This is a genomic window from Mariniflexile sp. TRM1-10 (assembly GCF_003425985.1).
In the GTDB taxonomy this organism is placed as follows: Bacteria; Bacteroidota; Bacteroidia; order Flavobacteriales; family Flavobacteriaceae; genus Mariniflexile.
Genome location: NZ_CP022985.1, coordinates 2,608,953 through 2,623,510, shown reverse-complemented (window position 1 = coordinate 2,623,510; position 14,558 = coordinate 2,608,953). Strand labels below are relative to the sequence as shown.

Genomic DNA, 14,558 nt, shown 5'->3' with positions numbered 1-14,558 from the left:
TATACATTCAAGGAAAAGTTAGATTTATAAACTTATTTTTTATAAACTTTAATGGATCCTTGCTTACCATCTACTTTATAAAGAATAATATAGATATCCGACTTTAACCATTTTAAATCTATTTCTTGAGCAGAATTAGTTTGGTGCATACGTTGCCCCATAAGGTTATAAATCTCAAGGTTTTCAAGTGTACCATTTACTCTTAACATACCATATTCTAAAAAGACTTTATCATCTACACTTAAACTAGAATTTACAGTAATTGAACCCGTTCCAGAAAGCAGACCAGGATGTGTTGAAGCATTATATGTACCATCTCCAAGTGTAGTTCCATTTAAAGTAAATTGTTGCACCGTAACAGCAACGTTTAATACCGCAGTAGCTGAACCTGTTATATTCATATTTAAAACATCACCGGCACATTTTGCATGATTAAAAACGGCTTTGTTATCGGCAGCCAAATTAATTACCCCGTTTCCAAAAGCATTTTCAACCAAACCATTAATAGCCGATATACCACCAGCTTTTGAAGCTGGAACAGTTAAATCCCATGTACCAGTAAACCCACTATTATCTCCACCTAAATTTGCTGTTGCGGTGTTAACCACATCAGTTCTTGTATTACGCACAATCACTTTATCACTCCCCGTAAAAGTTCCTGGTAACTCCATAACGCTACCAGCAACTTTGTCGCAATTCATAAATAATGAAATATCACCTTCTAATATAACATCAGCAACAAAGTGAAATCCAGTACCGCCTGTTGCATACGAAATATTAGTTCCTTGATACATGGTAACAGGTCCCAAGCATTTTGAATTAATAGTGTTGTTTCTTAGACGGATATTACCTCCATTTTGCACAAACATATTTCCAGAAAACAAATTACCTTGTGCTTCAATAGTTACCCCATCAACAATGACGTTTTCTCCTGCTTCAGGTAATAATGCGGGAGAATAATTATTAGCATTATCCCAAGCACCTCCAAGAAAAGCAAACTCACTTGGTCTTCCGATAATTATTTTACCAACACCACTGATGGTTGAAGCATGTGTAGTGGCATCATATTCTCCAATAGGTTGTATAACACCGTCAATATACCATTCACTAATGGTTATGTCTTGATTAAGCACCAATGATGCTGAACCTTCCGTATAAAGTGCCGTATTCACATCAATGGCATTACTAACATCAACAGTTAACTTGCCACTAGTTTTTACTGTTATTTTTCCAGAAACACCTAAAGCACTCCCTACTTTAGCTTGTAAATCTCCAGCATCAACAACCACATCTCCAGTAAAACCAGCATTAGTGTTGCTGAGTTGGCATATACCAGTACCTGTTTTAGTTATTTGATGCACACCACTAATGGTAGCTGAAACATCAAGATTACCGGAAGTATTAATAGTCACTACGCCTTTAGTTTTAATAGTCCCTGATAATGATACGCTAGCAGAAGATGAGATAGTTGATTGATTAAGTGTCAGCAAAGTCACAGAACTATTAGCTGAAACATCAATAGTGGCGCCATTTACTAAATTTAAATCGGCAGCAAAACTTCCACCATTAGCATCTAAAGTCACACTACCATCAACATTTGCAGCTTCCGAAACTGCTGGTACACCATTGGGATTCCAGTTATTAGCTTCCAACCATCCGTTTGTTCCTGCTCCACCATCCCAATCGTATACTGTTACTGTTGGTGCTATTGCTGTAGGATCCCAATTATCTGAACCTGCCAATACAATTTCCGGCTCATATAAATCGGCTTCAGCTTGATCTACCATGGCTCTTAGGCCTGCCCAATCAGCTCTACCACTCATGTCTGCTCCTGGACCCGTATTCATCCACTCATACAAATGAAGTCTTGTATCCGTATCGGAATAAGCCATATTCCATTTATCTCCCCAACCTAAAGGATCAATTTCTGCTGGCATGGTACAGTATAACCAAGATACTTTAGGGTATTCGTGCCATGGACGTCCGAATTTTATCAACGCGCCATCATCTCCGCTTCTAGGGCTATTAGGTTGGTATGTTAAATCACACTTATAAAACACAAAGCCATAGTCTTGGGCTTCTGTAGTTGAAGGCGCTGTTATCCATGCGCCACCATAACTTCTAATTTCGCATTCATTAAAAAATCCTACACCTCGTCCATAAATATAATCTGTACGGCCCAAAATCATACAGGAGTCAAAATAAGCTCGAGATGTTTCTGCCATCCAAAAGTATATGGTATCCTGATATCCTTTGATATCGCAATTAACAAACACATTGCGATCCGCCTGAAGTGTAATGGCCTGGGCTTGACCTACCGGACCAGCAGTATTTTCAATGGTTATATTTTCGGCTCTAAAATCATTCGCCATGATTGTTAGGGTAGCAGCGGTTCTTACCAAATCGCTGTTGCTGTCCCAAAGTGCTACTTTGTTATCTGGGCACATACCATCACCTCCATCGTTACAATTATATATATCGTAAGAAATAATCGTTTCTGTCCTACTTTCCCCGATTAACGTAATATTCGTTTTATTAGCAGGAATAATTAGCTTTTCCTGATCATAGAGACCTCGTTTTACATAAATTAGTGTGGGTGTGCCGGCAGGAGCCGCATCAAAAGCTGCTTGCAAAGAGGTAAAATCCCCTGTTCCATTAATATCTACTACAATGTCTGGACTAAAACTTTGAGCAAACGTTGCATGTGACAATAAAAGGCCAACAAAGAAGAGGCCAACTTTTTTTAGTAATTTCATAATAATAAGTAGTTTTGTTTAATATAATTTAGTTTTAGTTTAATAATAAATATTGTTTTTAATTTTCATCCTTCCATGAGAAGCACACTAATTAAAGGTACATACAAAAAAATAGTTTGCAATCGATTACAAAGTTAAAGTATTACTTGCGTATTAGTATGGTCAAAATACAATAAGAAAGGGGACAAATAACAAATGGATTGTTTTTCAGGTACAAATATCTTATTAAAAATATTCCGTCAGAACTCCCTGTATAATGCATCACGACTCGTGTAAATTCCTCTTTAGCTTTTTTTGTATCGTAACTTCTTCCTGTTTGCCTTCTTCTCTATGGTAAACTCTTCAACAGAAATTAATTCTTAGAAAGACTATTTTATCTTATTACTTTCAAGCATAAATATCCTTAAATTCCTTTAAGTTTCTCATCCATTCAATGGACTGATCTAATGTACGGCATCTTTTTGTACTAGAATGGGACAGGTGTTTTTCAATTGTGGCAATATCGAAATTTAAATCATCATAAAAAACAATGGCTGTCGCCACAATAAAATCATAATAGGCATTAAACTTGACCCATTGTCTAAGATCAATGGAAAATGAGGTTACTCTGTTTGAAATAAAACCAATTTTCAAGTTCTCACCATAATGGTCTACCAAAGCTATAGTTATGTCTTCGCATTCTTCTATACCAATATGTACACCTTCATTAAATTCGGCAATACAAAAAAAATCCAGTAAATAAAGGTCTCCTATAGCCAAGGTTACTTTTTTTGAGTCTGTTGTACTATAATAGCTTGAGTTTTCAAATTTCATAAGGCAAGTATGTTATTTGATTAAAAATATTTTGAGTTATGCGTTTAGCAGCTGTTTAATTTGCTCTTAATATATTGGTTTGCTATCCACCATTCTATGTATCACTTGTGAAAGCTACCGGTTTTAAATTGTGAACGAATAATTCTAAAACAAAATACATCAAAGTGTAAGTATATATTCTCAAGTAAAGATTGAATAAAAAGAATATATATATATTTGTTAATACACCATTAAAGTGCAATCGATTACAAAAATAAAGTATTCCTTGATTGATAGTATGGTCAAAACACAATATGAAAGGTGGTAAATAACAAATGGATTATTTTTAAGCGTGATACTAGATTTTAGTAAAAAAATACACGCAAACAATAAACTACCTAATGCTTAGACTTAATTTAAACAAAAAAAAATCGTAGCTTAGTCAATGGGAGTGAAATTTAAACTTATAACAAAACATTTAGACAATTATAATTGCCTAAATGTTTTGTTAGCACTTCCTTAAAAGAAACAATTTCTATGAAAATTCTTGGGAAAATTTGTTTGTTTATTCTAATGTTTTTTTTACTCCCCTATAACATCATAGGGCAACAAAATTTTTCACTTGAACATTTTTTAGTGGAAGATGGACTTCCACATAACACAATAACCCAAATTATTCAAGATAAGAAAGGATTTATTTGGTTAGCTACTTATAATGGTCTTAGCAAATATGACGGTTATACGTTTCAAAACTATAAAACACAACCATCTGATAAGGTTGTAATGAAGGATAACCGCATCGATAAAATTACGGAAGATACATATGGACGTATTTGGATAAGATCTAATGCATATGAAACATACACCTACTGTTTCGATCCTAAAACTGAAACCTTTTGGGGCACTGAACTAATTCCCAATATACCAAAAGAAGGATTCTCGTTAAGTAACGTAAAAGTAACTAAATCTGGATTCGTATGGCTACTTTCTGAAAGTGATGGATGCATACTGGTTTCTGACTCTTTATTTACAACCAAAATATACAATAAAAAACTCAAAACCCTCAATTCGTCTGCTGTTTATTCAGTTTATGAAGATGAACACAACAATTCATGGCTTTTAACAAATAATGGATTAACACTTGTTAAAGCAGGCAAACTAAATGAACCTATTAATTACTTTTCAAACCAAACAGGAAAAACTAATGCTTTCTTTACCACCGTTGAGCTTGATAATGAGATTTGGTTTGGAGGATCTAACGGCATAATAGCCAAATATTCTAAAAGCCAACAATCTTTTAGTACACAAAAATTAGAATTGGATGCTAACATTATTTGGATGAGCAAATTAAATGAACAGACAATTATTGCTTTAACAGACCAAAAAGGTTTCTGTACTATTAATATTTACACTGGAAACATTCAAGTTTATAATTCCAAAACCCAACCTGGACTTGTAACCAACAATATAATGCCTATTGCATTGACACAGAACAGTCAATTATGGTTTATAAGCAATCGGGAAACGGGCATCTATCAATTTGATTTTTCTACACAAAAATTTTATGATTACCCCTCTATTTCACAGGGATTAGCAAGACCGATCAGACCTACAAGACCTTATGTCATTACCGATTATAAAGGTGATATTTGGGTACAACCTTATGGTGGTGGCTTTTCAAAATTCAATCCAAGTAATCATGAACTCATTCCATTTCAATATAATGGCTATTTTCCTAAGGGTAATTATACAAATAATTTTTCCGCCGCATTTTTTGACAAGCAAGGAAACTTATGGTATAGCAGCGAATCAGCAGGTTTAGTGAAAGTGGTGTTTAGTGAAAACAATTTCAAAACATCTAGTGTAACCAATAAATTAATTCAGTCTTCCACTAGTGATGTAAGATCTATTTTTCAGGATAAAACCGGAAATATTTGGGTTGGTAACAGACAAAGTCAAATTGTTATTTTAGACAAAAATTTAAATAAAATTGGATGTCTTTCACCTTCAGGGCAATTAAAAGAAAACTCCAAATGGAATAAGGCCGCTTATTGTATCACGCAAGATAACCAATCTAACATTTGGATTGGAACTCGCGGAGACGGACTCTATAAATTAATCCCACAAGATAATCCGTTTACTTACAAAGTCATTAGTTTTAAAATGGATGAATCAGACCCTTATAGCATAACTAGCAATGATATTTATACCGTTTTTCAAGATAAAAGTAATCGCATTTGGATAGGAACTTTTTATGGCGGTGTCAATCTTATAGATACCAATGAACATGGCGAAACACGTTTTATCAACTACAACAATATATGGAAATCTTACCCTATAGATGATTTTAATAAAGTACGTTGCATAAAACAGACCTCTGAGGGACTTCTATGTGTTGGAACTACCAAAGGATTGCTTATGTTTAACCCCAATAATGTATTAAGTAATCCTTCTGCCATAAAAAAATATGAAGTCGGATTTGATGACACTCATTTGGGGTTAAATGGTAATGACATTATAGATATTTGTATAACCAAGAAAAAGGAAATTTTTATAGCTACTACCTCTGGAGGCATCAGCAAAGTAGTAAAAAAAGATTCTTTTGGTTTTCCAGTAGCATTTAAAAGTTTTACTAAAAAGGACGGTTTACCATCGGACAATATTCTTTCGCTATTAGAAGATGTTGATGGCAAAATATGGATCGCTACTGATTACACCTTATCTCGTTTTAATCCTGATCAAGAATTTTTTGAGGTTTTCCATGAAGTAAAGACCATTATATCCAATTACAATTTTTCTGAGGCTACCAGATTACAATTAAATTCCGGCGAATTGCTATTTGGATATTCAGAAGGTATTTTACATTTCTTTTCAGACCAAATAAAGACTAATAATTTCGCTCCGTATTTAGCATTATCCAATTTTCAACTTTTTAACCAAAAAGTTTCAATTAACGAAGACTCTCCATTAAACCTATCCATTGACAATTGTAAAGAATTGGTTTTATCACACGATCAAAACTTCTTTACTATTGAATTTGCGGCACTGGATTATAAAAACCCTGCAAATATTAATTACACGTACAAATTAGAAGGATTTGATAAAAATTGGAATTATAGCCAAACGCACGGTACAGCAACCTATACCAATGTACCCAAAGGGACCTATATTTTTAAAGTAAAATCAACCAATAGCCAAGGTATTTGGACAGATAACGAACGTCAACTACCAATAAGCATCAAACCTTCCATATGGAATACCAACTTAGCTTATTTTATATATGTGTTTGCTCTAATTGTCATCTTTCTACTTATTAACTATACTATAATTACCATATACCGTTTAAAAACCAATGTGAAATTAGAAAAAGAGATGTCTAACATGAAGCAAAAGTTTTTTATAGACATCTCTCATGAATTACGCACACCTATAACCCTAATTTCCTCTCCTATAGAACACTTAATAAAGGATGATAAAACTCCCGAAGCAATAAAAAAACAACTTTTATATATAGCCCATAGCTCGAATAGACTGCAAAGACTTGTTAATCAAATTTTGGATTTCCGTAAAATACAGCATACAGGAATTAAAGTTTCCGTAATAAATGTACCCAAGTTTGTAAAGGATATTTTTAACGATTTTGTAGAAGTTGCAAAAGAACAACATATCAACTTCACTTTTCATAACAATGCAAAAGATGCTAAAATTTGGGCAGATAGGGATGCCCTTGAAAAAATTGTTTTGAATCTTTTATCCAACGCCTTTAAATACACCCCAAAAGGAAAATCCATTAATGTCCAAATCACGAAAAACAAAAAACAAGTAGGTATTCATTTCATTGATGAGGGTATTGGAATTTCAAAAGACAAACAAAGTAAGTTATTTACTCGCTTCGTTTCTTTTAACGACAAGAGTAATAATCCTAGTACCGGAATTGGTTTGTCTATGGTAAAAGAACTTGCTGAAAAGCATCACGCCAAACTATATTTTGAGAGTGAACCAAATAAAGGTAGTTCATTTTCTATATATTTTAAGTTAGGTAAAGAACATTTTTCAAATGATGTGGAGTTTATTAAAGAGGAAAAAGAATCGGAATCTAATTTGGCTATACCTCCAAAATTCCCTGCAAGAGATCATCAAGAAAAAATTCGAATTTTGGTTGTTGAAGATGACCCTGAAATACGATCATTTATTAAAAGCATCCTTGAAGACACATATCATGTGATAGAGGCTGAAGATGGCGAGATCGGTTATAAATTAACTATTAAAGAAAATCCAGACTTTATTGTCAGTGATATTATGATGCCAAAACTAAATGGCGTTGATCTTCTAAAAAAAATCAGGAACAATATTGAAACCAGCCATATTCCTGTCATTCTTCTTACTGCAAAAGCTAATATAGAAAGTAAACTTGAAGGACTATCTTATGGTGCTGACGATTATATTACCAAACCATTTAGTGTCTCTTACTTTATAGCTCGAATAGAAAACCTGCTTAGTCAACGGAAACGATTGCAAACTATCTTTGGTTCTTTAGATAAAAGTGAATTTAAAGATTTTACCCCTAAGCCTTGTCTCATTACAGACCAAGATGAAGAAATAATGAAAAAGGTTATGCTTGCTATAGAAAAAAACATAGATAACAACAATTTTTCAGTAGAAGAATTAGGATCAAGTGTTGGCCTTAACCGAACCACATTTGGCAATAAAATTAAAAGTCTGACGGGATATACCCCTGTTGAATTCATAAGAGACGTCAGAATAAAGAGAGCCGCACAACTCATTGTGAGCAGCCAACTTTTAATAAAGGAAATTGCTTTCATGACAGGGTTTTCAGATATGAAATATTTCATCAAATCCTTCAAAAAAAAGTATGGTGTTACTCCTACAGAATATCGGAAACAAAATAAATAGGTATTCGCAATAAAATAAAATTATTAAGCCCCAACAAGTGACAGTCTAAACAAAATTCAGTAAGAAAGCATCTCTGCTAATAAATTATGAAATTGGTACTCAAAGTATTGGCAGTAAAAACATCAAACAAGCTCCGCTTCAAAAAGTACACTAAAATGTTTTAACAGTTTTTCTTTAACATCTGTTTCATCAACTTTATCAACACCAAGTTCTACATTTAAGGAAGTTACAGCTTTACCACGAATGCCACAGGGTATAATGTTATCAAAATATCCCAAATTGGCATTCACATTCAATGCAAAGCCATGCATAGTTACCCAACGGCTGGCACGCACACCCATAGCGCAAATTTTGCGTGCAAACGGGGTGCCTACATCTAGCCAAACACCTGTTTCACCATCGCTTCTTTCGGCTTTTAATCCATATTCGGCAAGCGTTAAAATAATCATTTCTTCTAAAAAACGCAGGTATTTATGAATATCAGTAAAAAAATTCTCTAAATCTAAAATAGGATAACCAACAATTTGCCCAGGACCGTGATAGGTAATATCACCACCACGGTTTATTTTATAAAAGGAAGCCCCTTTTTGCGTAAGTTGCTGTTCGTTTAAAAGCAGGTTAGACAAATCGCCACTTTTACCCAAAGTATACACGTGCGGATGCTCTACAAACAAAAAGTGATTTTTGGTTTCGATAGCCGTATTGTCACGCCTATTTTTAATTTTAGCGTCTACAATGCTTTTAAACAGTTGCTCTTGGTAGTCCCAAGTTTGTTTATAATCTTTAAGTCCTAAATCTTGTATTTCAATGGTTTTATTCAAAGCTTAATCCTCTAATACAACTTCTAAATTTAAGGCTTCGGGATTCGTTATATAGTCCATAAAATCAAACTCAACCGTAAAACTTTTTCTATCGTCGCTAAACATAGCTGTTTCATTAGAAACCGATTTTATAGGCTTAGGAAAATGGTAATTTAATTTATATGTTGAAGAACCAAACATCATAGCCATTTGCCCCAAACTATCGGTGACTTGTTTATAGGCTTCTTTATCAATTATTCTGGCGGTACGCTTAAATATTTTCCCATCATAATTATAATCCAGCTCGGTAGTGCCATCACCTCCAAAAGAAGAAAACGGATTGTTTTCTCCGCTCGCTTTCTCCTTCCCTTTTAAATCCCCAAAGCTTTTCATAGCCTTAAACATATCTTGAAGCTCACTTACTTTTTTAAAATCGGTAAACATATCAAAAGTCATTTTAGAGGTTTTTGGATCCATAACCATGTGCATATTAAATGGTTCCAAACTCTTTATTTTTTGCTGTTCTTCTTCCGATAGTTTAGAAATACTATCACGCATGGTATCAAATAATTCTTTAAAACTAAAGGTTGAATCAATGGCTTTTTCTTGGTTTTCACCTATTTTATCGCCTGCCATTTGCATAAGCTGGCTGCCATCAAACGAAAATTCCATTTTACCGGAACCGTCAGCGTTTATATAAATATTCTCAGAAAACTGGCAACTAACAAAAGTTGTTAAAATTACCAAGCAAAAAAGGGCAAAAAAAGGTCTCATAAATTATTATGTTTAAAATTCTACAAGCAAATATAAGTTTAATTTTTTGGATTATTAAGAATAACCAAGGCTGCAATAACACCAGGAACCCATCCACAAATCCATAATAGGAACACAATAAATATGGAACCGCAGCCTTTATCGATAACTGCTAAGGGCGGACAAATAATAGACAGTATAACTCTCCAGAAACTCATGTTTTGATTTTTTATGATTGATGATTACTTCTTTGACGTAAAAATAGATTATTTGTTACATTACCACGAAGCGCTTAAACCCTAAAATTCGTAAATCAAAAAATCGTAAATCGTAAATCAAATGTTTATCTTTGTGCCTTTAAAAAATACTCAGAAATTTAGAATATGTCGCATTTATCAGAGCAAGAGCTTGTACGAAGAGAAAAATTAGCAAAATTACGCGAATTAGGCATTAACCCCTATCCTGCCGATTTATACCCAGTATCCCATACTTCAAAACAAATTAAAGATCATTTTGAAGATGGTAAAAAGGTAGTTATTGCTGGCCGTTTGATGATGATTAAGGTACAAGGAAAAGCAAGTTTTGCCGATTTACAAGATGCCGACGGAAAGATACAAGTGTATTTTAACCGTGATGAAATTTGCCCTGGCGATGATAAAGAAAAATACAACGAAGTTTTTAAAAAACTTTTGGATTTTGGTGATTTCGTTGGTATTGAAGGTGAATTGTTCACAACTAAAGTTGGTGAAAAAAGTGTACGTGTAAAAGACTTTACCCTATTAAGTAAAGCCTTAAAACCGTTACCACTACCTAAAGAAAAAGACGGTGTAGTTTATGATGCTTTTACCGATCCCGAGCAACGTTACAGACAACGTTATGCCGATTTGGTGGTTAACCCACAGGTGAAAAACGTATTTGTAAAACGCACCAAATTATTCAATGCTATGCGTCAATTTTTTAATGATGCCGGGTATTTTGAAGTAGAAACTCCTGTTTTACAACCTATTCCAGGTGGTGCCGCAGCACGTCCGTTTGTAACACACCATAATGCTTTAGATATTCCGTTATATATGCGAATTGCTAACGAATTATACTTAAAACGCTTGATTGTTGGTGGTTTTGATGGTGTTTACGAGTTTTCTAAAAACTTTAGAAACGAAGGGATGGACCGAACCCACAACCCCGAGTTTACCGCTATGGAAATTTATGTAGCTTATAAAGATTACAACTGGATGATGGATTTTTGCGAACGCCTACTTGAGCATTGCGCTATCGCAGTAAATGGCACAACAAAAGCTACTTTTGGCAAACATGAAATAGATTTTAAAGCGCCTTATGCCCGAGTAACCATGGCAGATTCCATAAAACAGTTTACAGGCTTTGATATTACCGGAAAAACTGAAGACGATATCAGAACTGCCGCAAAAAGCATGGGTGTTGAAGTGGACGACACCATGGGTAAAGGCAAATTAATTGATGAAATTTTTGGGGAAAAATGCGAGGGCAACTACATACAGCCTACTTACATTATAGACTACCCAAAAGAGATGAGTCCGTTATGTAAAGAACATAGAGAAAATCCGGAATTAACTGAGCGTTTCGAACTAATGGTTTGTGGCAAAGAAATTGCCAATGCGTATTCCGAACTTAACGACCCCCTAGACCAACGCGAACGTTTCGAGCATCAATTAGAGCTTTCTAAAAAAGGTGACGACGAAGCTACAGGAACTATAGATTACGACTTTTTACGTGCTTTAGAATACGGTATGCCTCCAACATCGGGTATGGGCATTGGTATGGATAGACTCATTATGTTTTTAACAAACAACCAATCGATACAAGAGGTATTGTTCTTTCCGCAAATGCGTCCAGAAAAAAAGGCTGTGGAGCTAAGCGATGCTGAAAAAACCATATTTGGAATTTTAAAAAGCAAAAAAAGCATAGCGTTGATCGAATTAAAATCACAATCCGGTTTAAGCAACAAAGCATGGGACAAAGCCATTAAAGCTTTAACTAAACACCAATTAGCTAACGTTATTAAAACAGATGAAACATTAGTTGTTGAATATATTTCTTAATACAGAGTTCACTTAAATCATTGGTGGCCATTATTTTTATTGCTAATCTCATATCCATTGTCACATAGATAGCCTATCGAAATATATATTTTAAAATCTTCGACAAGACTCTGACTAACATTTATTCCTGATTGGCTTGAAATTTTAATCTAAAAATCATTCTTGATTAATTTTTGTCTAATTACACCCAATGGATTATATTTATAAAAACTTAACTACAGAATAAAAAATGGTAATAATTAATTATGGTTAAAAAACAATTAGATATTATAATTGCTATTACCACTTTTTTTATACTCGTATCTCTCATCTTATCCATTTACTCTGCTTCTATAAGTAAACATTACGCTGATATAGAAGAAGACTTGTATCATATTGGAAATTTAATTTCAAAGGAATTTAATAATATTGTACAAGCAGATGTTACTAAGCTAGAAGACATTAAAAGTAGATTAGAATTTACCAATGGTAATTACTTTGAAAACTGGGAACATGATGCTAATTTAATACTAAATCAAGATGACTCTTTTAGGTTTGTTGAATGGATAGACAGCTTGATGGTTATTAGAAAAATAAATCCTTTAAAAGGGAATGAACGTGCATTAAACCTAGATATTTCTAAACTTGATTACAGACAGAACGAATGGATTATCCATTCCAAAAGCGGCAAAACCAACATTACTTCCTGGATAAAATTAACACAATCCGGACATGCCTTTCTTGTAGATGTCCCTGTATATTTCAAAAACACGTTTCAAGGCACCATAAGTGCTGGCTTGGATTTTAACAATGATTTTGACAGGCTAGTTAATTACTTAGAAAACCAATATGCTATAGAACTTTATGACGACAAAAACACCCTTTTTTATCAAAAAAACAGTGATTTAAAACTTAAAACAAACCGCAACATCGTTTATACAAACACCTTACAAGTTGACGGGCAAGAAACACAAACATGGCGTTTGAACGTCTATCCTTCAGAAAAATTAATCCTTGCTGATGGTAAAATTATAATCAACATGGCCTTAATAATTGGCCTGTTTTTAGCCCTTATCGTTGCAATGCTTGTTTATTTTTATTTAAGGGCTAGAAAAGGTACTAAACAAGCCCTAGAATCTAATTTATCCTTAATAAAACTAAATGAACAATTAAACAAAGAAAAGAATAGAGCCAATAAAGCATCGCAGGCAAAAACCGATTTTCTGTCTAATATGAGCCATGAAATCAGAACCCCATTACACGCTATTATTGGCTTCATTGAAATTTTAAAAAGTGAAAAACTAAACAATACTCACAAGGAGTATGTGGATTTAATGGACAAATCTTCAAACAATCTTTTAAATCTGGTTAATGATATTTTAGAAATAGATAAAATAGAATCTGGAAAAACAGAATTAGATAAAGTTGAATTTAATCCAGTTAAGAAAATTAAAGAACTCGTTGAAGTTAATCAGTTTTTATTTTTAAAAAAGGATCTTTATTTAAAGACCAATTTTGAAAACGTTTTTGATCTAACAGTTATTGGCGACTTAAACAAGTTTACTCAAGTTGTATATAATTTATTAAAAAACGCCTTAAAATTTACTAAAGAAGGAGGTGTTACCATTACCTGTTCTGAAACTGTTATTGAAAACAAATTAAAATTAATTATTAGTATCGAAGATACGGGCATAGGTATTCCAAAAGACAAGCTGCACACTATTTTTAATAGGTTTACCCAAATTGATAACAGTGTCAAAAAACAACACGAAGGCAGTGGTCTTGGATTAGCGATTTGTGTAAATCTGGTAGCCATGATGGGTGGGGAAATTTCTGTTGAAAGTGAGTATCACGTAGGCTCTAAATTTACAGTATCATTCTTATTTGATATCACAGAAGAAGTCGTAAAGCATTCTGAAAACAAAAAAACAATTAAAACGACCGATATAAATGTGTTAATCGTTGATGATAACAATCTTAATATTATTGTTTTAAAAAAATTCCTTGAAGATATAGGCATAAAATCGGACACAGCAATAAACGGCAAAATGGCTTTAGACAAAGTCAAAGAGAAAAAATACCAACTTATTTTTATGGATATTCACATGCCAGAAATAGATGGTTGGGAAGCTACACGTATTATTAGACAAACAGACAAAGATGTTATTATTTTTGGACTTTCGGCAAATGTAACAACCGAAGCCATAAACAAAGCTATCGAAAACGGCATGAACAACTACCTCACCAAACCTTTTAAAAAAGAACATCTATACAAACTTTTAGAATTCCATTTTTATAATAGCGAAGAACAAACGCTTTAATACCGCTATTATTTAAACAAATAAAAAGCCCAGTGATTTTAAAATCACTGGGCTTTTACAAACTAACCAACTAAACTTAATTTATTACTAAACTAAATAACAACTATATGAGTATTATCTGTTTCCAATAAATAACTATACAAATTGACGCATTTTATTCCATCT

8 protein-coding genes and 1 pseudogene are annotated in these 14,558 nt (G+C 33.5%); 3 read left to right on the top strand and 6 right to left on the bottom strand.

The features are described 5' to 3' along the window. Window positions 1-32 precede the first annotated feature (32 nt). The 3 genes and pseudogenes from CJ739_RS11125 to CJ739_RS20625 all read right to left on the bottom strand — a co-directional run. On the bottom strand, window positions 33-2,756 hold the full coding sequence (locus CJ739_RS11125; RefSeq protein ID WP_117175297.1) for a pectinesterase family protein: 2,724 nt from the start codon (window positions 2,754-2,756) through the stop codon (window positions 33-35). A gap of 387 nt (window positions 2,757-3,143) precedes the next feature. After that, a complete protein-coding gene (locus tag CJ739_RS11120; RefSeq protein ID WP_117175295.1) occupies window positions 3,144-3,569 on the bottom strand; it encodes a hypothetical protein in 426 nt (141 codons plus the stop codon). Between the two features lie 66 nt (window positions 3,570-3,635). After that, a pseudogene (locus CJ739_RS20625) lies at window positions 3,636-3,733 on the bottom strand (IS1595 family transposase); the annotation flags it as partial. 352 nt (window positions 3,734-4,085) lie between these two features. On the opposite strand from CJ739_RS20625, the gene CJ739_RS11110 reads away from it, so the two are divergent. After that, the gene (locus CJ739_RS11110) at window positions 4,086-8,462 is read left to right on the top strand and encodes a hybrid sensor histidine kinase/response regulator transcription factor (protein WP_117175293.1); all 4,377 of its coding nucleotides are present in this window, start codon (window positions 4,086-4,088) and stop codon (window positions 8,460-8,462) included. A gap of 122 nt (window positions 8,463-8,584) precedes the next feature. On the opposite strand, the gene lipB is transcribed toward CJ739_RS11110, so the two are convergent. The 3 genes from lipB to CJ739_RS11095 are packed head-to-tail and all read right to left on the bottom strand — an operon-like array spanning window position 8,585 to window position 10,233. Next, window positions 8,585-9,283 carry a lipoyl(octanoyl) transferase LipB gene (gene lipB, locus CJ739_RS11105; protein WP_117175291.1) on the bottom strand — a complete coding sequence of 233 codons (699 nt, stop codon included), beginning with the start codon at window positions 9,281-9,283 and terminating at the stop codon, window positions 8,585-8,587. A gap of 3 nt (window positions 9,284-9,286) precedes the next feature. After that, entirely contained in the window at window positions 9,287-10,036 is a 750-nt protein-coding gene (locus tag CJ739_RS11100; RefSeq protein ID WP_117175289.1) for a hypothetical protein, read from the bottom strand. Window positions 10,037-10,074: 38 nt separating this feature from the next. Next, on the bottom strand, window positions 10,075-10,233 hold the full coding sequence (locus tag CJ739_RS11095) for a YqaE/Pmp3 family membrane protein (RefSeq protein WP_117175287.1): 159 nt from the start codon (window positions 10,231-10,233) through the stop codon (window positions 10,075-10,077). A gap of 165 nt (window positions 10,234-10,398) precedes the next feature. Between CJ739_RS11095 and lysS the strand changes: the two genes are divergently transcribed. After that, on the top strand, window positions 10,399-12,093 hold the full coding sequence (gene lysS / locus CJ739_RS11090) for a lysine--tRNA ligase (RefSeq protein WP_117175285.1): 1,695 nt from the start codon (window positions 10,399-10,401) through the stop codon (window positions 12,091-12,093). Between the two features lie 245 nt (window positions 12,094-12,338). After that, a complete protein-coding gene (locus CJ739_RS11085; protein WP_117175283.1) occupies window positions 12,339-14,393 on the top strand; it encodes an ATP-binding protein in 2,055 nt (684 codons plus the stop codon). Window positions 14,394-14,558 lie beyond the last annotated feature (165 nt).